This is a genomic window from Gemmatimonadaceae bacterium (genome assembly GCA_037721215.1).
Lineage (GTDB): Bacteria > Gemmatimonadota > Gemmatimonadetes > Gemmatimonadales > Gemmatimonadaceae > UBA4720.
Map to the genome: position 1 here is coordinate 40,763 of JBBJNV010000001.1, position 23,675 is coordinate 64,437.

22 protein-coding genes are annotated in these 23,675 nt (G+C 60.4%); 8 read left to right on the top strand and 14 right to left on the bottom strand.

Annotation, left to right across the window (positions count from 1 at the left end; all coding sequences use genetic code 11):
* Positions 1-2: 2 nt before the first annotated feature.
* From WKF55_00195 to odhB, 5 genes are all read right to left on the bottom strand, one after another.
* Positions 3-1,958, bottom strand: coding sequence for a DUF1800 domain-containing protein (locus tag WKF55_00195; protein ID MEJ7757984.1), 1,956 nt, complete (start codon positions 1,956-1,958; stop codon positions 3-5).
* Between the two features lie 38 nt (positions 1,959-1,996).
* Entirely contained in the window at positions 1,997-2,803 is an 807-nt protein-coding gene (locus WKF55_00200) for a polyphosphate kinase 2 family protein (protein ID MEJ7757985.1), read from the bottom strand.
* A gap of 159 nt (positions 2,804-2,962) precedes the next feature.
* Positions 2,963-3,511 (bottom strand): GNAT family N-acetyltransferase, encoded by a 549-nt coding sequence (locus tag WKF55_00205; GenBank protein ID MEJ7757986.1) that lies wholly within the window; start codon positions 3,509-3,511, stop codon positions 2,963-2,965.
* A gap of 4 nt (positions 3,512-3,515) precedes the next feature.
* Positions 3,516-4,922: a dihydrolipoyl dehydrogenase gene (gene lpdA / locus WKF55_00210; protein ID MEJ7757987.1), complete on the bottom strand. Its 1,407-nt coding sequence runs from the start codon at positions 4,920-4,922 to the stop codon at positions 3,516-3,518.
* A 7-nt stretch (positions 4,923-4,929) separates the two neighbouring features.
* Positions 4,930-6,306 carry a 2-oxoglutarate dehydrogenase complex dihydrolipoyllysine-residue succinyltransferase gene (odhB, locus tag WKF55_00215; GenBank protein ID MEJ7757988.1) on the bottom strand — a complete coding sequence of 459 codons (1,377 nt, stop codon included), beginning with the start codon at positions 6,304-6,306 and terminating at the stop codon, positions 4,930-4,932.
* 101 nt (positions 6,307-6,407) lie between these two features.
* On the opposite strand from odhB, the gene WKF55_00220 reads away from it, so the two are divergent.
* From WKF55_00220 to WKF55_00230, 3 genes are all read left to right on the top strand, one after another.
* Entirely contained in the window at positions 6,408-7,460 is a 1,053-nt protein-coding gene (locus WKF55_00220; GenBank protein ID MEJ7757989.1) for a zinc-binding dehydrogenase, read from the top strand.
* Complete coding sequence (locus WKF55_00225) at positions 7,457-7,681, top strand: hypothetical protein (GenBank protein ID MEJ7757990.1); 225 nt, start codon at positions 7,457-7,459, stop codon at positions 7,679-7,681. Before WKF55_00220 ends, WKF55_00225 begins: the two co-directional genes overlap by 4 nt.
* Before the next feature lie 178 nt (positions 7,682-7,859).
* A complete protein-coding gene (locus WKF55_00230) occupies positions 7,860-8,633 on the top strand; it encodes a hypothetical protein (GenBank protein ID MEJ7757991.1) in 774 nt (257 codons plus the stop codon).
* Positions 8,634-8,684: 51 nt separating this feature from the next.
* Here the strand turns inward: WKF55_00230 and WKF55_00235 are convergent, their stop codons facing one another.
* The gene (locus WKF55_00235) at positions 8,685-9,119 is read right to left on the bottom strand and encodes a type II toxin-antitoxin system VapC family toxin (GenBank protein MEJ7757992.1); all 435 of its coding nucleotides are present in this window, start codon (positions 9,117-9,119) and stop codon (positions 8,685-8,687) included.
* 5 nt (positions 9,120-9,124) lie between these two features.
* On the bottom strand, positions 9,125-9,433 hold the full coding sequence (locus WKF55_00240) for a hypothetical protein (GenBank protein ID MEJ7757993.1): 309 nt from the start codon (positions 9,431-9,433) through the stop codon (positions 9,125-9,127).
* Positions 9,434-9,731: 298 nt separating this feature from the next.
* Here WKF55_00240 and gyrA point away from each other — a divergent pair, with 298 nt between their 5' ends.
* The 3 genes from gyrA to WKF55_00255 all read left to right on the top strand — a co-directional run bounded on the left by gyrA (position 9,732) and on the right by WKF55_00255 (position 13,755).
* Positions 9,732-12,260 (top strand): DNA gyrase subunit A, encoded by a 2,529-nt coding sequence (gene gyrA / locus WKF55_00245; protein ID MEJ7757994.1) that lies wholly within the window; start codon positions 9,732-9,734, stop codon positions 12,258-12,260.
* Positions 12,261-12,426: 166 nt separating this feature from the next.
* Positions 12,427-12,630, top strand: a complete 204-nt coding sequence (locus tag WKF55_00250; GenBank protein MEJ7757995.1) for a diguanylate cyclase — start codon at positions 12,427-12,429, stop codon at positions 12,628-12,630.
* Between the two features lie 51 nt (positions 12,631-12,681).
* On the top strand, positions 12,682-13,755 hold the full coding sequence (locus tag WKF55_00255; GenBank protein ID MEJ7757996.1) for a hypothetical protein: 1,074 nt from the start codon (positions 12,682-12,684) through the stop codon (positions 13,753-13,755).
* Positions 13,756-13,787: 32 nt separating this feature from the next.
* On the opposite strand, the gene WKF55_00260 is transcribed toward WKF55_00255, so the two are convergent.
* A complete protein-coding gene (locus WKF55_00260; protein ID MEJ7757997.1) occupies positions 13,788-14,255 on the bottom strand; it encodes a CoA-binding protein in 468 nt (155 codons plus the stop codon).
* 157 nt (positions 14,256-14,412) lie between these two features.
* On the opposite strand from WKF55_00260, the gene WKF55_00265 reads away from it, so the two are divergent.
* Complete coding sequence (locus WKF55_00265; GenBank protein ID MEJ7757998.1) at positions 14,413-15,561, top strand: saccharopine dehydrogenase C-terminal domain-containing protein; 1,149 nt, start codon at positions 14,413-14,415, stop codon at positions 15,559-15,561.
* Between the two features lie 30 nt (positions 15,562-15,591).
* Here WKF55_00265 and dacB read toward each other — a convergent pair whose 3' ends face one another.
* Positions 15,592-17,250 (bottom strand): D-alanyl-D-alanine carboxypeptidase/D-alanyl-D-alanine-endopeptidase, encoded by a 1,659-nt coding sequence (gene dacB, locus WKF55_00270; GenBank protein ID MEJ7757999.1) that lies wholly within the window; start codon positions 17,248-17,250, stop codon positions 15,592-15,594.
* Between the two features lie 180 nt (positions 17,251-17,430).
* Here dacB and WKF55_00275 point away from each other — a divergent pair, with 180 nt between their 5' ends.
* Entirely contained in the window at positions 17,431-17,949 is a 519-nt protein-coding gene (locus WKF55_00275; protein ID MEJ7758000.1) for a hypothetical protein, read from the top strand.
* A gap of 418 nt (positions 17,950-18,367) precedes the next feature.
* Here WKF55_00275 and WKF55_00280 read toward each other — a convergent pair whose 3' ends face one another.
* The 5 genes from WKF55_00280 to coxB form a co-directional block, all read right to left on the bottom strand.
* Complete coding sequence (locus tag WKF55_00280; protein MEJ7758001.1) at positions 18,368-19,204, bottom strand: cytochrome c oxidase assembly protein; 837 nt, start codon at positions 19,202-19,204, stop codon at positions 18,368-18,370.
* Positions 19,205-19,277: 73 nt separating this feature from the next.
* Positions 19,278-19,637, bottom strand: a complete 360-nt coding sequence (locus tag WKF55_00285; GenBank protein ID MEJ7758002.1) for a cytochrome C oxidase subunit IV family protein — start codon at positions 19,635-19,637, stop codon at positions 19,278-19,280.
* A 3-nt stretch (positions 19,638-19,640) separates the two neighbouring features.
* The gene (locus tag WKF55_00290; protein ID MEJ7758003.1) at positions 19,641-20,291 is read right to left on the bottom strand and encodes a cytochrome c oxidase subunit 3; all 651 of its coding nucleotides are present in this window, start codon (positions 20,289-20,291) and stop codon (positions 19,641-19,643) included.
* 3 nt (positions 20,292-20,294) lie between these two features.
* Entirely contained in the window at positions 20,295-22,145 is a 1,851-nt protein-coding gene (gene ctaD / locus WKF55_00295) for a cytochrome c oxidase subunit I (protein ID MEJ7758004.1), read from the bottom strand.
* An 8-nt stretch (positions 22,146-22,153) separates the two neighbouring features.
* On the bottom strand, positions 22,154-23,614 hold the full coding sequence (gene coxB, locus WKF55_00300) for a cytochrome c oxidase subunit II (GenBank protein MEJ7758005.1): 1,461 nt from the start codon (positions 23,612-23,614) through the stop codon (positions 22,154-22,156).
* Positions 23,615-23,675: the final 61 nt, after the last annotated feature.

A 23,675-nucleotide genomic window follows, 5' to 3' on the forward strand; every position in this document is an offset into this window, starting at 1 on the left:
CGTTAGCGGCGCTGGAACTCGGCCGAGCCGAGTGCGAGGCCGATTATCTGGGCGATACCGGTGAGTTGAGGGACGCCGCCCCCGCGTGCCATCGGATTGACGCGCGCGCCACGCGGCACCTCATTCCTGAGCTTGCCGTTCTTTGCGCGGCGCGTCTTAGCGTCCATGGCGCTTCCGTTCATTTCATCGACGCCCGCTGGCTGGTCGTTTCCCATTGCGCTGGAGCCGCTTGACGTTGCCACGCCTTTTGCCAGCAACGGATTCTCGCCCGAGAGAAGAACCGCCCGCGTATCTGGAGATGCCGAACCATTGAGCAGCATCGCGACTACGGCATCGACCTGCCGGGTTCGGGGCGCATCCCTCAGTGAATCCAGACCGGGAATTGCGTTCACACTTGCACCGGGAATGCGGTTGGCCGCTACTGTCATGCCGAAGTTGATTCTATTTAGGATTGCACCGGTGTTCATCCACGACTCCCCGGTTTCCGGATAACCGTTTGGTGCCTGGTGTCCGTAGATCGGCTGTCCGAGGTAAGCCACCGCCTGCGCGGTGCGCGGGGTTGCGTCGGGCTGCGCGTTCAACGCGCGCATTGCGCTCACCACTACTTCGAACGGCGATTTCACCTTGCTGCGGAATGCCTGCTGCGCAAAGAACTCGTTCGAGGTGATGATGGTGCGAACTACTTCGCGAATGTCGCCATCCGTGCGGAGGAACACTGCTGCTGCCTGGTCGACGATTGCCTTTGGCGGATTGTCGGAGATGAACCGGCGCGCGAGCTTCGTCGCGATGTGACGCGCGGTAGCGGGGTGGCGTGCGACGATGTCGAGCACGTCCTCGCCGTCCTGAATTCCGCGTCCGCTCGCAAGCTTGCGGCCGAGCACGATCTTTTCTCCAGCGTCGTGCATTTCCGGGCGGAACACAAACCCGCCGCCAGTTTGCGGCGGCTTTATCGTCCAGCCGGTGAGTGCGCGAGCGACGTTGATCACATCCTGCTGCGTGTACCCGCCATCGACGCCGAGCGTGTGCAGCTCCATCAGTTCACGACCGTAGTTCTCGTTGAGTCCGCCGTTGCGGCGCTGTTTGATGCGCTGCTGCAGTTCGGTCTGCCCGCGCGCTGCGTTACGTTTCGCCTGTCCACGGCGCTTCGCTGTCGCATCGGCACCATTCAACTTTCCGCCGCGGGCCATGCTTGCGAGACGCGGACGACTGCTGTCCGCCATGCTGCGGGCGTTGTCAAGATAGAACAGCATTGCCGGACTCTTCGCCACCGCTCCAAGCAGGTCACGGAATTTACCCAGTGAGTTGGGGCGAATCACTTCGCTTTCATACGTTGCAGCGTAGAACGGACCAGCTGGGCCCTTCATGGCGAAGATGTTGAAATGATTGAGCCAGAAGTCGGTCATCACTTCTTCGAGCTGGCGGTTGCTGGATACCGCTCTGGCGACACGAGCCGACTGGAGCTGACCGGCCACCGCACGCCGGCTGGTGCCCATGCTGCGCATTGCGATACTGTCGTCGCGGGAGATCCCCGCTGTGTTATCTCCCGCCTCCCGCTTGAACACGCGACGCTCACGCTGCGCGGATGCGTATTGCACGAGCAACCCGCTCTGGTCCTGATTCAGGATGCTGTAACTCGCTATGAACCGGTCGAGCGAGGCGTTATCGATCCGCTCCGGGTGGAGCTGCTGGTCGATCCACGTGTCCAGGCCGATGGCGCGCACTTTCGTGACATCGCCTGGCCGGGCACCGAACGTCAGCCGGTTGAGGGCGTGAATGACCTGTTGGTCGGCAGCGAGCTCGCGATGGTCGAGGCGTGCTGAACTCGCGTTGACCCTTGGCACAGACGCTCTTGTTTGGGCATCCGCCGTCACTGCCACAATCGAGGCGCAGCCCAGAAAGAGCGCGCCATTGATGAACGTATCGATCATTCGCATCGTAATCCCAGTCGTGTGTTTCATGACTGGGAGACGCGCCGCCGCACTCCCTCGTTAATGCGTTACTCCAGTTCCTCCAGATATTTGCGCAGATCGGTTTTCGGTTTCGGGTATGCGAGATCCAGCCCCTCGAGCGTCTCCACCAGCCGCTTCGCGATGAGATAATTGCGCGCCTTGTTCTTGTCGCCGGGCACCACGTACCATGGCGCCCACTCGGTGCTGCACTTTGTCAGGGCATCAGCGTACGCATCCGTGTAGTTGTCCCACAGCTTCCGTTCTTCAAGATCGTTGGCGTTGAACTTCCAATTCTTGGTTTCGTCTTCGACACGGTCGATCAACCGCTCCTTCTGCTCATCACTGGAGACGTGCAGAAAAAACTTGAGGATTACGACCCCGTTCTCGGACAGCATTCGCTCGAAGTTGTTGATCTGATCGAATCGCTTCGACCAGACATCTTCCGGCACGAATTCCCGTACGCGAACTACGAGCACATCCTCGTAATGCGAGCGATTGAAAATCCCCATCATGCCTTTTTCCGGCACGGCATTGTGGATGCGCCACAGGTAATCGTGCGCAAGCTCGATGGGGCTCGGCGCCTTGAAGCTCGTGACCCGCACACCGGCGGGATTGCAGGCGCCGATGACAGTGCGGACAACTCCATCCTTGCCGGATGCGTCGCGGCCTTGGAGCACAATCAGCAGTGACCGCCGGCCGTCAGCGTAGAAGATCTGCTGCAGCTCGCCCAGACGCTCCAGCGTTTTATCGAGCTCGGCTTCAATCTCGTCGCCTTTTGGGAGCTTCTTCGGAGGCGAGGCGTCCTTATCAGAGAGCGCGAGCTTGTCGGAGGATTTTACGGGCTGGAGGAGCATAGCGGCATTGATGGAGGTGGAAGGACTAAACAACAATAGTTTTCAGGTGGCCTGGTAGCCTGGTGGCAGCTGTCTGTCTCAGTTGCGCCGTTTGCGGGAAGCTGAACCCTGGCCTCAGGCCGCCTGAAAACCCATCGTAGTTCCTGTGTTCCTGATGTTTCAAAACGTCAGGTTCCGCCGCGACATAATGAGATCGACGCCGTCCCTGTAGTAGTCCTCGATCCTCGCCTCCTCGAAAAACAGGTTGGAATTAAGAAACGCGCGGTACCTCGAGAGATATGCATCTTTCGGGATCTCAGCGATGATCATCCGCGTCGACACCGTCCTGAAATCCTGGATCGCACCCCGCAGTATCGCGGTTCCTGCTCCGGCCCGCCGCGATCGGCTGCCGACGAGGACGCCGTGCAGCATTCCAGTGCCGACCGTGCCGGCCACATCTCCGTACACCGCAAACCCGATTATCTCACTGTCCCGCTCACCGACTACTGCGCGGTACTCGAACCCGTTGTCGGTGCGAACCGCGCTACCGAGCAATTCCGGGATGCGGCCCACCCATTCATTCTTCTTCGACTCGTCGTCCACCAGGGCGAGCGCGGCGCCGAGATCGCTCACCAGCGCCGCGCGGACAATCAGACGCGACGTAGTCTCAAGACGCGACGTGCTCTCACTCACGTGCACGGACTCCGGGGATGCGGCGCGAGAATTCATGCACCTACATATGTATTGCGCGCCCGAGCACTGCAAGCGCCGCTTCCTTCACGACCTCGGAAAGTGTCGGGTGAGAGTGAACCGTGATCCCGATATCCTCGGACGAGCCACGGTACTCGAACGCGAGCACCACTTCCTGAAGCAGGTCCGATGCATTCGCCCCGATGATGTGACAGCCGAGCAGCTCGTCGGTCTTCGCGTCGGCAATGAACTTCACGAAGCCGTTCGTCTCTGCCATTGTGCGTGCGCGGCCGTTTGCCGAGAACGGAAACTTTCCCGTCTTGTACTCACGCCCGGACTCTTTCACCTCATACTCGGCCAGCCCGACAGTTGCGATCTCGGGCCAGGTGTAAACCACCGACGGCATCGACCGATAATCCATGTGCACCTTGTGACCCGCTATCACCTCGGCAGCAATGACTCCTTCCTCTTCAGCCTTGTGCGCCAGGAGCTTGCCGCCAACCGCATCTCCAATCGCAAACACGTTTGGAAGATTGGTTCGCATCTCCGCGTCGGCTGTGATCTCGCCACGCTTGCCGAGAGCGAGGCCAAGACCGGCCGCATCGATGCCGTTAAGCGATGGCTTCCGGCCAACTGAAACGAGCACGTAGTCCGCCTCGAGAGTTTCCGCGTTGCCATCCTTCTCGATGTCGACGAGTACCCGGTCGCCATCGCGCCGCCCGCTGGTGACCTTTGTGCCCACACGAATATCGAGTCCCTGCTTGCGGAAAAGTTTGTCAGCTTCGGTAATGATTTCTGCATCGTTGCCGGGCAGAATAGTCGGCGCAAGCTCGACGACAGTGACCTTGGCACCAAGCCGCCGCCATACCGATCCAAGCTCGAGACCGATGACGCCGCCGCCGATGACAATGAGGTGACGCGGAACTTCATGAATCGCTATTGCGCCGGTGTTCGAAAGAACGCGGTCTTCGTCGAAGTTCAAAAAAGGCAATTCGATGGGCACCGAACCGGTGGCGATGATGATGTGCTTAGCCTGGTAACTACTCGTCGAGCCGTCGGCGGCCGAGACGTCGACGATATTCCCCACCTTGAGCGTACCGCGCCCTTTCGCCCACTCAATCTTGTTCTTTCTGAAGAGAAACTCGATGCCTTTCGTGTTCTGGGCGACGACTGAGTCTTTTCTCTTCAGCATCATGCCGAGATCCACCGACACACCCTCGAGCCGGACTCCGTGCTCGCCTGCGTGCAGCCTCGCGAACTCGTAGTGCTCGGATGAAGTAAGCAGCGCCTTCGATGGAATGCACCCAACGTTCACGCATGTGCCGCCGAGCGTCTTGTCCATCTCGACGCAGACGGTGTTGAGGCCGAGCTGGGCGGCGCGAATGGCTGCGACGTAGCCGCCTGGTCCGCCGCCGATGATGACGACGTCCGCGGTTTTGATTTCGCTCATCGGTCCGTCAGGCGATCAGCATCATCGCAGGATCTTCGAGCAGCTCCTTGACCCTGACGAGGAACAGCACCGCGTGTTGTCCCTCGACGATGCGGTGATCGTATGACAGTGCGATGTACATCATCGGGCGGATCTCGACTTTTCCGTCGATGGCAACCGGACGGTCTTGCGTTTTATGAAGCCCGAGAATTGCGACCTGAGGATAGTTGATGATCGGCGTAGAAACGAGCGAGCCGAACACTCCGCCGTTGGTGATCGTGAACGTTCCGCCAGTGAGGTCGTCCATGCCGAGTTTGCCGTCGCGTGCGCGCTTTGCGACGGATGCGATGTCGCGGCTGATCTCGATCATTCCTTTTCGGTGCGCGTCCTTGACGTTCGGGACGACAAGGCCGGCATCGGAAGCGACGGCGATCCCCATGTTCACATAGTGCTTGTAGATGATCGAATCGCCGTCGACCTGTGAGTTGATCACCGGGTAGGTCTCGAGCGCCATGCACGCCGCTTTCACGAAGAAGGGCATCAGGGTGAGTTTCACTCCCTGCTCTTTCTCGACTCGTTCCTTCATCCGTTCGCGGAGCGTGTTCACCAACGACATGTCGACTTCGTTGAACGTCGTGAGATGCGCGGTGTTGTGCTGTGATTGAAGCAGGTTTTCCGCGATCCGCTTGCGGCGGGTGGTCATTATCTCGCGGGTTTCGCGCTCTTCAGTCGGTGCGGGCGTCGCTGGTCGAATTGGTGAAGAAGCTGGGGCAGAAGCTGGGGCAGAAGCTGGGGCAGGGTTCGCCGGGGCTGATCCTGTTGCGAGGTGCTCCACGACATCGGGCTTGCTGACCACTCCACCTCGTCCAGTACCCGCAACCCCTGCGACGTCGAGGCCAGCTTCGGCGGCGATCTTTCGTGCTGCCGGCGACGACTTTACGTCTGCAGCCGGTGCCGAGGGTGCAGCTTGTGCGGAGGAAACCGAGGGTGCAGCCGGTGCCGCTGTGGGACCCGCGCCCGCGGTCGCATCGCCCGTCGCACCGACGCTGGTCGGACTATCGGTCTTCGGACTATCGGTCTTCGGACTGTCGGTGGTCGGAGTGTCGGTAGTCGGACCGTCGGTCGCCTGAGCCCCGGTCGCCTGAGCCCCGGACGCCGCCGCCGCTGCTCCCGTCTCGTCGATCTCACCGAGCGCGTCGTCGACCTTCACGACTTCACCCTGGGCAACGGCCTGAGAGACGAGAACACCGCCCCGCGGAGCAGGAACTTCTACGGTGATCTTGTCCGTCTCGAGCTCGACGATGGTGTCGCCGGCCGCCACCGTTTCGCCGGGCTTGCGAACCCACCGCGACACCGTGGCTTCGACGATTGATTCACCAAGAGGCGGGACCTTTATGGATAGCATTACTTTCAGGGCGGAGTTTTCTTCGGGCTGGCCCGATATCTTCCTGCTCGCACGGGGCTTTGCGTCCGCTGCGACCCTCAATATAACGCTCGAGGTTTTCGTTGCGAGCACTCACCATCTCCGCGCACGGCGGAGTCGAAAAGCTCGAGTACCGCACCGATCTTCCGGTGCCGGAACCGCCACCGGGGCACGTCCGCGTCCGCATCGCGGCGGCGGCTCTCAACCACCTCGACTTATTTGCACTCGGCGGACTGCCGGGCGTGACGACCAAACCACCGTGGATCATGGGAGCGGACGGGACCGGGATCGTCGATGCGATTGGTGCCAGCGATGCGATATTCCGCGACGCCCCACCCGCGCTCGGCGCACGCGTCGTAATCAATCCCGGAATCAGCGACCGGACGTGCAACTACTGCCTCGCCGGCGAGCAGTCACTTTGCGTCAGGTTCGGCCTCCTCGGTGAACATCATCCGGGAACGCTGGCCGATTACATAGTGGTGCCGAGCGATAACGTGAGACAAATCCCGGACGATGTGCCGTTTACGCAGGCGGCTGGCTTTACGCTTGCGACACTTACCGCGTGGCGAATGATCGTCACCCGCGCGAATGTAATCGCCGGCGACAACGTACTGATCTGGGGAATCGGCGGAGGCGTGGCGCAGGCGGCAATGCAGATCGCAAAGAATCGCGGCGCGACGGTGTGGGTGACCTCCGGCAACGATGCAAAACTCGACCGCGCGCGCGAACTCGGCGCCGACGAAACGCTCAACCACCGCACCACCGACATTGCGAAAGAGATTCGCGCCCGTACCGGTAAACGCGGTGTGAACGTCGTCATCGACAGCGTTGGCCAGGCGACATGGAGCCAGTCCCTCGGCGCGCTCGGAAAAGCGGGACGGCTGGTGACGTGCGGCGGCACGTCGGGGGCGATTGTCGAGACCGATGTCCGGCGATTGTTCTGGAATCAGTGGTCGATAATGGGCTCGACGATGGGCAACGACTCGGAGTTTGACGCGATCGTAAGCGAACTTCGCGAGGGCCGGCTGCTGCCCATAATCGATTCGGTTTTCGATCTCGAACACGGGCGGGATGCGTTCCAGAGAATGCAATCGGGCGAGCAGTTCGGCAAAATCGTCGTGCGTGTTTCGCCATGACAGAGAACGCGCAATTCACGCCCGAAGAGCTCAAGGCAATTCGCGAAATGTTTCTGACTGGCCTGATGCCGGATTGCCCCCGCTGTCACGTGCACCTGACGCAGCGGCCGATCGGCGGCGGTTCCTTCGGGCTCGGCTATGCACGGAAAAGGGATTGGCTGATCTGTCCCGGTTGTCACCGCAGCGCCATCTACGATATCCGGCGCGGCACCCGTAACTGAGACGAGCCAACCACGCGAACCGAACGAGCGGGCACCCCAACCAGACGAATGAGCACCCGCATCAGCCCAGCGAGCACGCGAACAAGACGAGCAAGCACCCGAACCAGATGAGCGAAGAACGCGTCGCCGTGCTAATGTTGGAGCAGTTTTTACCCGCAATTCACTCAAGAGTCCACAAGTGGGCGACAACACCAATCTGAGCTTCTCCGAACGTCTTCAGGAGAGCTTCTCGCAGCTTTACCAGTACGTGCCGGCCCTGTTCGGCGCGCTCGTCATTCTTTTCGCCGGCTATCTCCTTGCGCGGCTGTTCGAGAAGGGCACTGAAAAAGTCCTGAGGCGCATCCGCTTCAATCAGCTCCTTGAACGCGGCGGAGTGATGGACGCCGTCGAGCGGGCGGGCTCGCATGTGAATCCCACGCGAATCGGTTCGAACCTCGTGTTCTGGTTCATCATGTTCACCGTGATGCTGCTCGCCGCCAACGCGCTCGGCCTGCAGTCGCTCGCGAATGTATTCAGCGAGCTGGTGAGCTACATCCCGAGCGTCATCGCCGCCATCGTCATCATCATCGTCGGCATCGTGCTCGGCGGCTTTGTCGGCGGGCTGATCATGGCGAGCGCCGGTGGCCTGCATGGCGGGCCGACACTGTCCCGCGTCGGCAAAGGCGGTGTGATTGTGCTCGCGGTCTTCATGGCGCTCCAGGAGCTGGGCGTCGCAAGCGAGATCGTCACGACGGCGTTCGCAATACTCTTCGGAGCAGTCGCGCTGGCCCTGGCTCTGTCGTTCGGGCTTGGGAACCGTGACCTCGCCGGCGAGGTCACGCGCGAGTGGTACAAGCGTTACCGTGCGGAGAGCGACGCAATCGACAAGGATAACGCGCAGCTGGAACTGGATGATGAGGTCGAAGCGGCCGGGTATCGAAGCGCGACACCGGATCGTGATAAAGCGACATGATGACGGTGCGGTGAACGCCTGAAAAGAACACGATATGATTTTGTGCCGGGATCAGACCCACGGCGCTGCGTACTCAAAGGTTACGAACTTTCGCACGATCCTGAAGTCGTCGATGTTCCAGGTGAGGAGAGTGTGCCCTGCCTCTCGACATGAAACGGCCAGCAGTACGTCATTGAAGAACCCTTTCTGCGCGACTTTGTCGCCGTAACCGCCACTGCGCAGGATTGCTCCGCAGATTTCGCCCGCCTGCATCCACGCCATGAAAGACGGGACAGAGATCCGCTTCCGCGCCTCAAACGGCGCGATGATTCGCTTCCTGAGCTCTGCCGACTTTCGCCGCGTCGAGGCTCCAACGGCGACCTCGTGGGCCACGACCGCGCTCAACATGGTTCGCGGCAAATGCTTCGCGTAAAACATCGCGAGCGCTTCGGAATCGACAGCATTCCGAAACGCCCGGATGTAAATGTTGGTATCGAGGAGGTACACGCAGATTACGTCCGGTCGTCGTCGTCTTCGAAATAATTGACGAACCCGCCGCAGCCACCCATCGATGCGAGGCCGTCGAGGACCTCGTGCTGAAACGCCACAAGATCGAGCGCAACATCGATCGCCTCGGTTTCAGTTCTCACGCCGAGGTGCTTCTTCGCCGCGTCGAGCTTCGTCTGGCTGATCCAGAGATTCTTGCGGCGCGCTGCGCGCGGATCTCCCAACGGCGCAGCAAACCCGCTCGCGCCCTGCAACGTTTCTCGCACGCGCCCAACCGGCTGAACGGGAGCATCGGCTTTCTTTCTGGATGACATTTTATTCCCCTCTATCTGTACAATAATCAAATTATATCTGTATCAGCAGGGAGTCAAGTCGAGCACCCACGAGAGCTTCTTCAATGCGATCCTGCGAGTTTTTCTCTGTGGTCTCTCATTCTCACTTTTCCTCGGTGTCGACCGTTGTTGCAGTTACCGTTTGTCAGGCCCGGCAAGCGTCATGTAAGTGTCGATGCGGCAAGCACTTAGCCAGTGATAAATCCGTTGCATTAATCACCAAATGGCAGTATATTGAGAAGCTGTACTCCCCGCCTCCCAAAGCCCGCCTCAAAAGCACATGACCGCTCCCAACAACCGCGAGCGCATTCTCCCCAGAATGCTGCACGACGAAGTCAAGGAATCGTTCCTCAACTACTCGATGAGCGTGATCGTTTCGCGCGCTCTTCCAGACGTGCGGGACGGTCTCAAACCGGTCCACCGGCGGGTGCTGTACGCGATGAACGAACTCGGCCTTGTCCCCGGCCGCCCCTACAAAAAGTCTGCAACGGTCGTCGGCGACGTGCTCGGCAAGTACCATCCGCACGGCGATTCGTCGGTCTACGACGCACTCGTGCGAATGGTCCAGGAATTCTCGCTGCGATATCCGCTCGTGGACGGCCAGGGCAACTTCGGCAGCGTCGACGGAGACCGTGCGGCGGCCTACCGGTACACCGAGGCGCGCCTCACCCGCATCGCCATGGAGATGCTCGCCGACATCGACAAGAACACCGTCGACTACGCGCCCAACTTCGACGACCGCCTTCAGGAACCTAAAGTCCTGCCATCGGCGGTCCCGAATCTTCTTATCAACGGATCGTCCGGCATCGCGGTCGGAATGGCGACCAACATTCCGCCACACAACCTGGGCGAAGTGGTCAACGCGGTGATCGCGCTGATCGACAATCCGGAAATGTCCATCGACGATCTCCGGAAGATCATCAAGGGCCCTGATTTTCCCACCGGCGGATACATCTACGGCCGGGCTGGAATCAGGGATTACCAGGAAACCGGCCGCGGTCGTATCGTCATGCGCGCGCGTGCGGTGATCGAGGAAAAGGAATCGTCCAACAAATCGCAGATCGTCATCAACGAGCTGCCGTACCAGGTCAACAAGGCCAACCTCGTTCGCGACATTGCCGCACTCGTGCGCGACAAGAAGCTCGAGGGAATCTCCGACCTGCGGGACGAGTCGGACAAGGACGGCATGCGCGTGGTGATCGAGCTCAAGCGCGATGCGATCCCGCGCGTGGTGCTCAACGGCCTGTTCAAGCACACGACGATGCAGTCCACCTTCGGCGTGATCATGCTGGCACTGGTGCCCGATTCAAACACCGGGCAGCTCGTTCCGAAGATCATGCCGATCAAGGAAGTGCTCGAGCATTACATCGCTCACCGGCACCAGGTGGTTGTCCGCCGTACCCAGTTCGAGCTCGACAAGGCGCTCGAGCGCGAGCACATCCTCGAAGGGCTCAAGATTGCCGTCGACAACATCGACGCGGTGATCAAGCTCATCCGCGCCGCCGCCGATACACCGACGGCGAGCTCGCAGCTTCAGCAGCGGTTCAAGCTGAGCGAGCGTCAGGCGGAAGCGATCCTCAACATGCGCCTCGCCAAGCTCACCGGTCTTGAAATCGAGAAGCTCGAAGCCGAGTTGAGGGAGGTGCGCGCGTTCGTGAAGGAGCTTCGGTCGATTCTCGATTCACGTCCGCGCCGGATGTCGATCATTCGCGACGAACTGCTCGAATCCCTGAAGAAATTCGGAGACGAGCGGCGCTCGGAGATCACCAGCGACGAAGGAGAGTTTTCCATCGAGGATCTGATCGCCGAGGAGGACATGGTGATCACGATTTCTCATGCCGGCTATATCAAGCGGACGTCGGTGTCCACCTATCGCAAGCAGCGCCGCGGCGGGCGTGGACTGAGTGGGCAGTCGCTGAAGGACGAAGACTTCATCGAGCGGCTGTTTATTGGTTCGACGCACGACTACATCCTTTGCTTCACCGACGACGGGCGCTGTTTCTGGCTCAAGGTGCACGAGATTCCGCAGGCGGGGCGCGCTACCAAGGGCAAGCCGATCGTCAACCTGATCAACGTTCAGCCCGACACCCAGATCAAGTCGATGGTGCCGGTGCGTGAGTTCAGTGACACGCAGTTCCTGCTCTTCTGTACGAAGAAGGGAACGGTGAAGAAAAGCGCGCTGTCGCAGTACTCCAACGTTCGCCAGAACGGCATCAAGGCAATCAAGATCGAAGCCGGCGACGAGCTCATCGATGTGCAGGTGACGAGTGGCACCAATGACATCGTGCTCGCCACAAAGCATGGTCTGTCGTGCCGGTTCAACGAGCAGGATGTCCGGCAGATGGGTCGCGATACCACCGGCGTCAGGGGAATCGACCTGAAGCCCGACGATGCTGTTATCGGAATGGTGGTGGTCAAGCGCGAGGCGACGATCCTTGTCGTCACCGAACGCGGGCTCGGCAAATGCTCGCACATCGATGACTACCGTGTTCAGCGGCGTGGCGGGAAGGGAATCATCACCGTCCACCGCACTGAGCGAACCGGAAACGTTGTCGGTGTGATGGAAGTTCTGCCTGAAGACGAGATCGTGCTCATCACGCGAAACGGAGTGATCATCCGTTCTTCAGTCGCGCAGATCAGGGTTACCGGACGTATCGCGCAGGGGGTGAAGCTCGTCAATCTCGATGATGGCGACATATTGACCGCCGTTGCTCGAGTGGTCCCCGAGGAAGATGACGGGGATTCAGCCGACGACGATTCGGTCGCGATTACCGACGGCGATACCGGTATCGAGTCGGAGACTGAATAGGGTCATTCAACGAGGTATGTAGTTTGGAGTCAAGGGATTCAACGGAAGTGCAGGCGCTGAGGCAGGCTCTCCGCATTGCGGAAGCCGAGCTTTTACGTGAATGCGCCACTCGCGATGCTGCTGCTCGACCTCGACCATTTCAAGCTTGTGAACGACACAGGGCGCGATTGCATTCGCCGAGCGTATCCGGGAGAAGGTGGCGGGGAATCGGTTTCTTGTTTCGGGCGTCTCCGAAATCCGCATCACCGCCAGCATCGGCGTTGCCACTTATCCATCGACGCAGCCCGAGTCTGTGGAAGACCTGTTTCGCGCAGCGGACGCCGCGCTCTATCGCGCAAAGGGAAGCGGGCGTAATCTAGTACGCACCTGAATTCACTCCCGGCGCGCGGGACAGTGCGCGCCAGGACCTGCCCGCACCTGGATGAAAAACCTGCCCATTTCCAAGCTTGCCGCTGCCGGCGCGCGACTTTTTTCCGGATTCGTCGCCGCCATTACGTATTCCGCATGCGTCGAGTCCAGCTCCAAACCGAATCCGGCTGACAGCACCGCGGCGTCTCGAGCGGCACCAGTAGTGACCGCGACCCGCGTGAACCAGGGCACTTACGGAATGGCATCGCGCGTGAAGTGGCTGTTCTCGCCGGACAGCGCATCGGTGCTGGTGATGGTTGATCCGGTAGGTGTAGAGAATGAAGCAGTCGCCAACGGTTTTTTCTTCGGCAGTGAGAGCCGGAATTTTCAGACACGGATGGACGAGGTGTGGGATGTGGCGCCATCCCCGGACTGGCAAACCCTCGCGTTCTCGCGCGCATATATTCTCCTCGGCCGCGAGGCAGACACTATTCCCGCCGCGATGTGGCTCGATCTCTCCCGCAAGACGGGGATCGACACTGCGACGCTGATCAATGGTTCATTCGCGTCGAGCGGAATGTCGATGGCGCGCGCGATCGCGCAGCCGGGCACTATCAGCATACCTGCGGATTCGAGGGCAGCGGGCGCAAACGATGTGGCGGCTCCGCGGCTATACAAGATCGCACGCGGCTGGCGCGTCCGATGGACCCCCGACGGCGCAACCATCGCACTCGGCGGCAATCCAGCAAAGGTACAAGACGATGAGGAGTCGCAATCGTGGGCGGCACTCGATCCGAAAACCGGAGCGTTTCATGGAACTCTCGCCGCCGGTGCGCAAATGGTCGTTCCGCGGTGGACCACCGGCCCGGTGCTCGACATCTCGATCCCGGTGAACATGCAGGCGGCGCCGGCTATCAGCGTGGTGCATGGAGCAAGGAAGTTTGCGATTCGGAGCGAGCGGGGCGTGATCACAGCGCGTGAGACTACGGCGGGTGCGGATTCCACCGCGGCTCCGTTTACCATCGGGTCGGGCAAAGCGCTCGCGGCTACCAAGGGCGGGCGGTACATCGTCGCGCTCGCACCACGCGGGACTGCGGTGGCGAATGAGGTGCCGGTAGAGGCTGTCGTCTACACTGTGGGATGGTGAAACTCACGCTTTTCTCAGTTCCGTTCCCGTTGTTATCTGCCGATGCGGCCCAGCTCCACCATGAGGCACCGGTCCTGAACCACATCGATTCCTTCCCGCGCCAATCGCTCGGCCGCACTGTCGTTGACAATTCCTGACTGAAACCACACCGACTTTGGTCGTTTGGCGATGATGTCGTCGAGGTGTGGCGGAATATCCTGCGGCCGGCGAAAGACGTTGACCATGTCGACGTCACCGGGGATCGCGGACACCGTACGGTAAACCGGAACGCCGAGCATTTCCGTTGCGTCGAGATAGTAAACAGGGACCGGCACGACCTCGTATCCCGCGCGCTGCGCATAGTCGGGTACGAAGAACGCGGGTTTCCCAACACCATCCTTGATGCCCAGCACCGCGATCCTGCGAGTATTCTCGAGAATCTGCCGGATGCCGGCCGATGAATCAATCAGGTGATTTCGCCAATCAGTGCTGTCGCCTGGTGTTGCCTTCGAAATTGTCATGATGCGAGGATATTGCAACGAACGCGCCGACCGCTCCGCACTCCAATTCGAGGCGCGACACAAGAATGTACCGCCACTGGTGGCGGGGTAACCGCTCGTAAGCTTCATCGCTAAGTTTCCGGTCGGTTTTCATGGTGCAAAAACGGAGATTTACCTGATGCGCATGCTGGTTCTCGGGGCTGGCCTTCAAGGCTCTGCCTGCACGTACGACTTGCTGCAGAACGAGGAAGTGTCAAATGTGCGGCTCGCCGATCTGGACACCGGCCACATCGCAGATTTTCTCGGGCCCTACTCCGGAAAGCGGCTCACCCCAACTCCGCTCGACGTTCGCGACAAGGAAGCTGTCGGTGCCCTGATGCGTGAGTCCGACGCCGTAATGAGCGCGATCCCCTACTATTTCAACCTCGATCTCGCGACGCGCGCGGCTGAGGCTGGCGTGCACTTCTGCGACCTCGGCGGCAATACCGATATCGTGTTCAGGCAAAAGGAGCTCGACGCGGTGGCCCGCGAGAAGAACATCACCATCATCCCCGACTGCGGGCTGGCGCCAGGGATGGTGAACATCCTGTCCGAACATGGCATCAGGCAGATGGATACTGTCGACGAAGTAAAGATCTACGTCGGCGGGTTACCACAAAACCCGGAGCCGCCCCTCAACTATCAAATCGTGTATTCGCTCGAGGGCGTGCTGGATTATTACACTACACTTTCGTGGATCATCCGCGCCGGCAAGCGGGAGCAGGTGACTGCCCTGTCGGAGCGTGAGCCGGTGATGTTCGCTGCACCTGTCGGCGAGCTCGAGGCATTTCATACCGCCGGCGGGTTGTCGACGATGGCGTTCCGCTACGAGGGGCAGATCCCGAGCATGGAGTACAAAACACTTCGCTACCCCGGACACGCGGCAATCATGGAAGCGATTCGCGAACTCGGACTCCTCGAGCTGGAACCGATCGACGTGAAGGGCATGAAGGTTTCGCCGCGCGATGTGGCAGTCGCGGCGATGGGCCCGCGACTCACCAAACCGGAGGGTCGTGATCTCGTGGCGCTGCGAGTGACGGTCAAGGGCAAAAAAGACGGGGAGCCGAAGACCGCTGCGTGGGAGCTCGTGGATCGTTACGACGAGGAGCGCGGAATCAGCGCAATGATGCGGACGACGGGCTATTCGCTGTCAATCACCGGACAAATGCAGGCGCGCGGTGAGATCGCGGCACCGGGGGTGCACACGCCGGACGAGTGCATTCCGGCGGAACGTTACATCGCGGAACTGGCGAAGCGGGGAGTGCATATCAAGGAGATCGCGGCCTAGGCAAATGCGTCGACGAGCGGCCACCAAGGATCAGCGAACGAAATTCGCAAGCGTCTGACCCATCGCGTCCATCGACAACCTGGCACTCCCGCGATCGCGGCCGTTATAGATGAACGAAAACGCCATCACCTCGCCATTCATCGCCGTGACATAGCCGCCGAGCGCGATGACATCGTTGGTCGTCCCGGTTTTCGCGTGCAGATTCCCCTGCGCCTGGCCTCCGCGCATCCGCCGGCGCATGAGCTCCGACTCGCCAGCCACCGGCAGGGATGAGTGAAACCACGGACCCCACGGTGCACGGTGGGCGAAGCCGAGCATCTGCGTCATCGCCCGCGGGGTGACGCGGTCGAGTGTGGACAGACCGCTTCCGTCGGCAACCCGAAGATTCATGGTATCGGCGCCGATTTTGGTGGCGAAGATATTTCGCAGCAGCGCCTGACTTGTCGCCGCATTTCCGACGATGTCGCGCTTCGGCCCGCGCGCCGCGTTTCTCAGCAGCAGCTCGGCGTAATGATTGATGCTTTCGCGGTTCATCGCGGCGACGATCCGGTCGAGCGTGGGCGACTGAACGCTGGCCAGCTTCGTCGCACCCTGCGGTGTCTTGCCAAGCTGAATTGCGCCATCGACGGCGACGCCTTTGGCCACGAGGGCGCTACGTAATGCGCCGGTGGTGAAGGGAGCTGGATTCTCGACTACATACACGTATCGGCGGGGGATCGAACCAGACCCGATGGTGCCGGATACAGTAATCTCGCCCGCTCTGTCCCGCCGGATCGACAGGCGCGCGCCACCGCCCTTTACCGTGCGCACGTTGTTCACCAACGGAATGGCGCTCGTCGCGGGCTCGAGTTTCGCGCCCTGGCCCGGAACGACGGTGACCCAGATCAGATTCTCGTTCAGCGAGAGACCCGACACGCGGGCAGCGTAGCCCGATTGCAGATAGCGGCTCAGCCAGCCCTGCGGAATCAGCTCGTTGTCGAACGCCGTTGCATCCCCGATCACGGTGCCGGTCACCCGCTTAATGCCGCGCGCGGCCACCTGATCCGCGAGCAGCTGCATCGGCGCACCCGGGCCGCCGCGGAGATATCTGCCGGACAATGTTGGATCGCCATCGCCCCGCAGATAGAGATTGCCGGTGAGCGTGCCGTCGGTGCCGATGGTTCCGTCGTAAAGCACGTCGGTGCTGAACCGGTACGAAGGCCCCAAACGCTCGAATGCCGCGACGCTGGTGAGCATCTTCATCGTCGATGCGGGGAGAAGCGGGGTGCCGGCGTTATACGCGAGCAGGGTATCACCCCGCGTCAGCGAGACAATCATCACGCCGAACTGGCCGGCGCGTACACGGCTCGCCATAGCGCCCAGGTCGGCGGTGAGTGACGCAGCCGACCGGGGCGCCGTGTAGTTCACCACCGGTACGACTGGTGCACGCCTTCCGCGGCCGGCGGCGCGCTTACTGCGACTGGATGCACGCCTGCTGCGACTGGATGCGCTTCTCGTGCGGGCGGATGCGGTCCTTGCGCGGGTGGTTGGCCGCTTGACCGCCTTCTTCTTCGCCGCCTGCCGCCTCGCGGCCGCGGAAGTCGTCGTTTTCTTTTTGGTCGTTTGTCGGCGCGTCTGTGCATCCATCGGCATTGCCGCGATCGTAGCAAGAAGGATGACGGCGATGATCCTGAGTTTTCTAAGAAACATTAGGCGTGATTCGAGATTCGTTGCGGGAAAGGCGGGCTGTTCTTTTTTACACCGCAAACGCGAGATTCACACCATAGTGCGGGGACGCGTTCCGGGCCACTGGTGCCGCGGACGCGTCTATGCAAGTCTACCTGAAATCAGTAGCTTCCGGTCAACAAAAACGAGGTGGGAGAAAGATCGATGGCTGAGCGGCACAATACATTTCGCGAGGGCGTGTTCGCAGGCGTCATTGGAGCCACTGCGGTGGCGATATGGTTTCTGATCATCGATGTAGTCGCTGGCCGCGGATTCATGACTCCCAATCTCCTGGGGCGTGGCCTGGTCAGCGTGCTGGGAGCCGGTGCTTCGATGATGCCCGACACGATGATGGCGCACGTCATTGTATACACGATATTCCACTACATCGCGTTTTCGCTGGTCGGAATCATGATGGCGACTGTCGTTCATCAGGCCGAGCGCACGCCTGCCGTGCTTGCCGGGTTCCTGCTCGGGTTTGTAGCGTTCGAGTTGGGGGCGGTAGGACTGACCGCGCTGCTGATGGAGTCGGATTACGGCGGGCTGGCATGGTACCAGATTTTCATTGCCAATCTGCTGGCGGCGTCGCTGATGTTCTGGTTCATGTGGAAGAGGCACCCAAGGCTTGGGCATGATATCAGCGTTGGGCTGGGGGGAGAGGACGATACGACAGGGGCGGTTTGAACCGCGTGACGGACGAGTTTTCAGGTGGCCTGATGCCTGGTGGCTGTTGTCTGTAACTGCCAAAACTGAGAAAAACCTAAGACGGACAGGTGTCAGCGAGGCAGAGGCGGGGTGCGAGGTTCAGGTGTCAGGTGTCAGGTGTCAGGTGCCGAGCGCATGAGACTTCTGCCAGACAAGCAGCTTCTTGAAATCGGACACATGGAAAAGATTGCGACTTAATCGCGTCCCCGATCGCCGTTCCTTTCTTGAAGCAATCATAACCGTGCGCCAACGACCCCTGCCCCCTGACCCCTGACCCTCGCACCTGCCCTCTGCCTCCCTGATACCTGTCCGTCTTGGGCTGTTCTCAGTTTTGGCAGTTACAGACAGCTGTCCTCAGGCATCAGGCCGCCTGAAAACTCGCAGTTCCGCCGTCCGTTCACGCCGCTTCAGGCTTCCAGTCCACCTGCGCCCCCGCGGCATGGTCCTCCCCGCTCGCCGCCCACTTGAAAAACACAACCGACATGATCCCCACAAAGATCAACCCGCCCGGCACCCACATCACCAGTCCTCCGAGCAGCTGATCATCCATTGGTGACAACCCCCAAACCCGGGGCGCCGTGGAGTACGCGGGGTAAAGCACCTGCTCCGCCATCGAGATGTAAACCGCGGGAATCGACATCGCGACGCTCATCAGGAAGCAGTAGAGCATCTGCGCTGGGTACGGGAGCCGCGGCAGCTCCGGCAGCTGGCTCAAGAGCGGCCACCACATGAGCACGGCGGCAGCCATGAACATAAGGTGTTCGACGATGTGAATTCCGTGATCTGCCAGCGCAGCGTTGTAGAAAATCGGGAGATGCCAGAACACGATGACGACATTGAAAATCGCGAAGCACGCGATCGGTCGCGTAACGGTGCGCGCAATCACACCCGTCACCTTGTGCCTGACCAGAGGCCGAAGCATCCACCCCGGCACTCCGTAAATCATCAGCGGTGGCATCGCGAGCGTCAGCATGAGATGCTGCACCATGTGAGCGCTGAAGAGGTACACGTCGCTCAGATCGTGAATCGGCCCGTTGAGCGACGCGAAGATGATGAACAGGGCGAAAAAGAAACTGGCCTTTCGCGCGCCGGTGACATGCTCGTCATCGCCACCATGCCGAGCGCGCCAGAGGTAGATCGCACCAAGTGCCGCCAGACCGATTACAGTGCTCGGATGAATCGACCATGTCATCCAGTCGAGGTTCGCGACCGGGTGCAGCAGCGCGATAATCACGAGGCAAGCCAGTGGGCTGACGTTGACGCCGCTATCGAGAGGCCCGGCCGTGACATCGCAACTCCGTCGTCGCTTAAGTGCCGAACTTCGCCGTGAGCTGCCCGAAGAGGAACAACAGCGAGATGAGCGTAATCGCGGCGATAAGCATCGGCCCGGTGAACAACACCCGGAACAACTTGTGGTCGTACTTGAGATGCATGTAGAACATCACGACGGTGACGAACTTGACGGCCGACATGATGAGCAGCATCGGCACGAACACCCGCGACGCAACCAGCGACGGTATGTAGTACGCCCACACCTCGGCCACGGTTATCGCTGTCAGGATCGCGCCGATCTTTACGTAGGTCTGCCAGGTGGGGTGATGATGCTCGTGCGCCGCGGCGTGGGGTGTCGTCGCCGCTGGATCGGAATGAACCGGCTCGTTTGCCATGGTCTATTTGATGAGGTAGACGAGCGTGAAGATCACGATCCACACGACGTCGACGAAGTGCCAGTACAGCGCGGCAAGGTCGACATTGAGAGCATCGTTCGGGCCGAGCCCGCGGCGGTAGTCGATCGCCAGCAATGATACCAGCCAGATGACGCCGGCGGTAACGTGCGCGCCGTGAAATCCGGTGAGCGTGAAGAACGACGAGCCGAACAGGTTCGTGCGGATAGTCAGCCCCTCGTTCACGAAGGCGGTAAACTCATAGGCCTGAAAGCAGAGAAAAGTGGCGCCGAGCAGCGCCGTCATCCACAGCCAGAGCTTGGACGATCCGATTATGCGTTCGCCTCTTGTGTGTTTCGGCACATCCTTGTTCTGGACGGCGGCCAGCGCGAGCACCATCGCCAGCGACGACATGAGCAGGACGAAAGTCGACCCCGACGTGACGGGAATGTCGAGAATGGGCGGGAATGTCTGGCCGGTGGCGCTGGTGTACGGGTCGTGAGGGAATGGACCGACGAGGCTCTTTCCCTTGTAGATGAGATAGGTCGAGATGAGCGACACGAAGAGCATGCATTCCGAGCCGATGAAGGCCCAGATGGCAATCTTCCGGCTGTCGAGTCCGGTTGACGTGTAGTGGTGTGCGGCTGGCGCTGACATGATTTAGTGGTGCTCCGGCTCGAGTGGGCTGAGCAGCCAGGCGTAGAGTGCGACGACCATGATCGCGGCGAAGAGGAAGGTCACGGCCATCGTCGTGATGAGGCCGCAGAACATGAGCACCAGTGCGGCCGCGACGATAAACGGCTTGATCGTGCTGTAAGGAAGCACGATGCCGAGTTCCTCGGAGGTTTTGCCTTCCTGCGCGTTCATGTTCGCGCTTGCGAGGTCTTTCTCGTTGCCTTCCCACAGCGGGTAACGCGACGTCACATTCGGGAGGACCGCGAAATTGTACTCGGGAACGGGGGAGGGAATCGACCACTCGAGCGTTCCGGCTTCCCACGGATTGGCACCCGCGATTTCGCCTTTCTTTTTGCTTCTGAAGAAATTGTAGACGAAGATTGACGTCGAGATCACGAGCATGTATGCGCCGAGGCTCGAGATCAGGTTGAAGGTGTCCCATCCCTGTCCGCCGTCGTACGTGTAGATACGCCGCGGCATGCCGAGCATTCCCGAGAAGTGCATCGGGAAGAATGTCAGGTTCATGGCGATGAAATTGAGCCAGAAATGCACCTTGCCGAGGGGCTCGCTCATCATCCGGCCGAACATTTTGGGGAAGTAGTGGTAGATGCCGGCGAAGATTCCCATGATCGAGCCGCCGAACAGCACGTAGTGAAAGTGCGCGACGACGAAGTACGTATCCGTCTGCTGGAGGTCGGCTGGCGGTGACGCGTGCATCACGCCGGAGATGCCGCCGATGGTGAACATTGCGACGAGTCCGATGGCAAACAGCATGGCACTCGTGAATCGAATGGAGCCCTGCGCCATCGTCGCGATCCAGTTGAAGATCTTGACGCCTGTCGGAATACCGATGAGCAAGGTGGACAGCGCGAAGAAGCTGTCGGCAATCGGGCCCATTCCCACCGCGAACATGTGGTGTGCCCAGACTCCGAAGCCGAGCACGCCGATGAGAATTCCGGAATAGACCATCACCGGGTATCCGAACAGCGGCTTCTTCGAGAATGTCGGCAGCACTTCGGAGACCAGTCCGAATGCCGGCAGGATGAGGATGTAGACCTCGGGGTGACCGAAAATCCAGAACAGGTGCTGCCATAGCAGCGGGTCGGCGCCTTGGGCAACAGTGTAGAAATTCGTTCCGAAGAAACGGTCGAACAGCAGGAACACCAGCGCGATCGTTATCACCGGAAACGCCAGGATCACGAGGAACTGAACGACGAACGACATCCACGTGAACATCGGCATCCGCATCAGCGTCATTCCCGGCGCGCGCAGATTGATGATCGTAGTGATGAAGTTGAACGCCGCCGCGAGAGATGAAATGCCCAGTATCTGGAGGCCGATCACCCAGAAGTCGATGTTGATGCCGGGTGAGTACGCCTTCGTGGTAAGCGGCGTGTAGCCGAACCAGCCGCCGTTCGGCGCGAGTTGAAAGAGAATCGGCACCGTGATGAAGATTCCGCCAAACAGGTACACCCAGTAGCTGAACGCGTTGAGACGTGGGAAGGCCACGTCGCGTGCGCCTATCTGAAGTGGAATCAGGAAGTTGAAGAACGACGCCGAGAGCGGCATGATGGCGAGAAACACCATCGTCGTCCCATGCATCGTAAAGAGCTGATTGTACATCTCGGCCGAAACGAGCTGGCCGTTGGGGCCCTGGAGCTGGGCGCGGAGGATGACCGCTTCCATGCCTCCCCAGATGAAGAAGAAGAGCGACGTGTAGAGATAGAGGATGCCGATGCGTTTGTGGTCCACCGTGGTGAGCCAGCTCCAGACGCCGCTGTTCTCATATGCTTTCGGCGCGGTGGACGTGCCCACCGGCATTGCTGTCGTTGCCATTCGAATGCTTACCTCAGGGCCGTCAGGTACGCGACGATGTCAGCGATCTGCTGGTCGTCGAGCCCGCCGGTGGTAACTGGTTTGCCCGTCTGCGGGCTGATCTGATTTTTTCCAAGTGTCGGCATCAGAACACCGGGCTTCATGCGCGGGGTGTTCTTGATCCAGAGCGCGAGATATGCGGGTGTGTTCGGGAAAGTGCCGGCGCCCAGTGTGCTGCGTGTTCCAATGTGCGTCAGGTTGGGACCGACGTTGCCGACCGACATCGGGTTGCCCTTGATTGCGTGGCATCCGATGCATGCAGCCGAGGAGTAGACCTGCTGTCCGCGGGCGGCGTTGCCGGTGAGGCCTTTCGTGAAGGTCAGGCCGGATGGAATCGGCGTGCGCGGCTTCGCGTAATCGAATGCTGGCTGGTTTGCCGGGAAGGTGTAGCCTGGCGCGACGTTGGAGACCGGGATTGCAGTGGTCTGCGGTGGGGCGGCGACCGTGTCGGGGCCTTCGATGCTGGCGCCCGGCGCGCGTCTCAGCGCGGGATCGTTGCCGCCTTGAGTGCCGGTGCCCGCGATGCGTGGCTGTGCCGGGTTCTGCGTGACCGCGGATTGCACCGCCTGGCCGGTAGTCGCGGTAGCGGTCTGATTCGGCGTATTGGACGTGCGAACGTTCTGCCCTGCGATTCCAGCGGCTTGACTGATTGCTGTTGGCGCAGCGACCGCTCCATACGCGGCGGGCAGCTGCTGGGTGGCGACCCAGCTTGCGAATTGAGGGGGCTTCACCGTGAAGACGCGGAACCGCATCTTCGCGTGCGAGTCGCCGCAGTATTCGGTACAGAAGCCATTCCATACTGCAGGCTGCATCGCCGAATCCGGCGTCAGCCAGATGTAGTTGACGCGGTTGGTAATCGCGTCGCGTTTGCCGCCGAGCTGCGGGATCCAGAACGAGTGGATGACATCGACGGAGGTGAGCTTGAAGTTCACCGTGCGGCCCGTTGGCAGGTAGATCTCGTTGGCGGTGGTGATGTTGTATTCCGGGTATCGGAATTCCCACCACCACTGGTGTCCGATGACTTCGATTTCGAGTGCACCGGCGGCGACTTTAGCCTGGGTCTTGAAGATCGTTCGGACCGTCGGCACTGCGATGAAGAGCAGGATGAACGCCGGGATCAGCGTCCAGATCACTTCGAGAACCGCGTTACCGTGAGTCTGTGGTGGCCGGACGTCTGTCGTTTTGCGGCGGTACTTGAAGACCACAAAAATCAGCGCCGCCTCGACGAGCACGAAGACAATGGTGCCGAGGAGAAGTAAGCGGTCCCATAGAAAATCGATGTCGCGACCGAAGTCGGAGTGCGGATCGAAGGTGGTATTGGGATACTGTTCGGAGCAGGCCGCCAATGTCACAGCGAGTACGGCCAGTGCTCCGGGTAATGCAAGCCGCCGCAGGCGGGGAATGCCTATCATTACAGGTCCTTTAGCCATCGGTTCTGGAGCGCGGATTATTGCGATGCTGCCGCGCTCTTCAGGTGTGGGAAACCGCTGA

Excerpts from the sequence above, each read along its gene's own strand:
- WKF55_00195 (MEJ7757984.1), bottom strand. The coding sequence starts at position 1,958 with ATGAAACACACGACTGGGATTACGATGCGAATGATCGATACGTTCATC.
- WKF55_00200 (MEJ7757985.1), bottom strand. The coding sequence starts at position 2,803 with ATGCTCCTCCAGCCCGTAAAATCCTCCGACAAGCTCGCGCTCTCTGAT.
- WKF55_00205 (MEJ7757986.1), bottom strand. The coding sequence starts at position 3,511 with ATGAATTCTCGCGCCGCATCCCCGGAGTCCGTGCACGTGAGTGAGAGC.
- lpdA (MEJ7757987.1), bottom strand. The coding sequence starts at position 4,922 with ATGAGCGAAATCAAAACCGCGGACGTCGTCATCATCGGCGGCGGACCA.
- odhB (MEJ7757988.1), bottom strand. The coding sequence starts at position 6,306 with ATGCTATCCATAAAGGTCCCGCCTCTTGGTGAATCAATCGTCGAAGCC.
- WKF55_00225 (MEJ7757990.1), top strand. The coding sequence starts at position 7,457 with ATGACAGAGAACGCGCAATTCACGCCCGAAGAGCTCAAGGCAATTCGC.
- WKF55_00240 (MEJ7757993.1), bottom strand. The coding sequence starts at position 9,433 with ATGTCATCCAGAAAGAAAGCCGATGCTCCCGTTCAGCCGGTTGGGCGC.
- gyrA (MEJ7757994.1), top strand. The coding sequence starts at position 9,732 with ATGACCGCTCCCAACAACCGCGAGCGCATTCTCCCCAGAATGCTGCAC.
- WKF55_00255 (MEJ7757996.1), top strand. The coding sequence starts at position 12,682 with ATGAAAAACCTGCCCATTTCCAAGCTTGCCGCTGCCGGCGCGCGACTT.
- WKF55_00260 (MEJ7757997.1), bottom strand. The coding sequence starts at position 14,255 with ATGACAATTTCGAAGGCAACACCAGGCGACAGCACTGATTGGCGAAAT.
- WKF55_00265 (MEJ7757998.1), top strand. The coding sequence starts at position 14,413 with ATGCGCATGCTGGTTCTCGGGGCTGGCCTTCAAGGCTCTGCCTGCACG.
- dacB (MEJ7757999.1), bottom strand. The coding sequence starts at position 17,250 with ATGTTTCTTAGAAAACTCAGGATCATCGCCGTCATCCTTCTTGCTACG.
- WKF55_00275 (MEJ7758000.1), top strand. The coding sequence starts at position 17,431 with ATGGCTGAGCGGCACAATACATTTCGCGAGGGCGTGTTCGCAGGCGTC.
- WKF55_00285 (MEJ7758002.1), bottom strand. The coding sequence starts at position 19,637 with ATGGCAAACGAGCCGGTTCATTCCGATCCAGCGGCGACGACACCCCAC.
- WKF55_00290 (MEJ7758003.1), bottom strand. The coding sequence starts at position 20,291 with ATGTCAGCGCCAGCCGCACACCACTACACGTCAACCGGACTCGACAGC.
- ctaD (MEJ7758004.1), bottom strand. The coding sequence starts at position 22,145 with ATGGCAACGACAGCAATGCCGGTGGGCACGTCCACCGCGCCGAAAGCA.
- coxB (MEJ7758005.1), bottom strand. The coding sequence starts at position 23,614 with ATGGCTAAAGGACCTGTAATGATAGGCATTCCCCGCCTGCGGCGGCTT.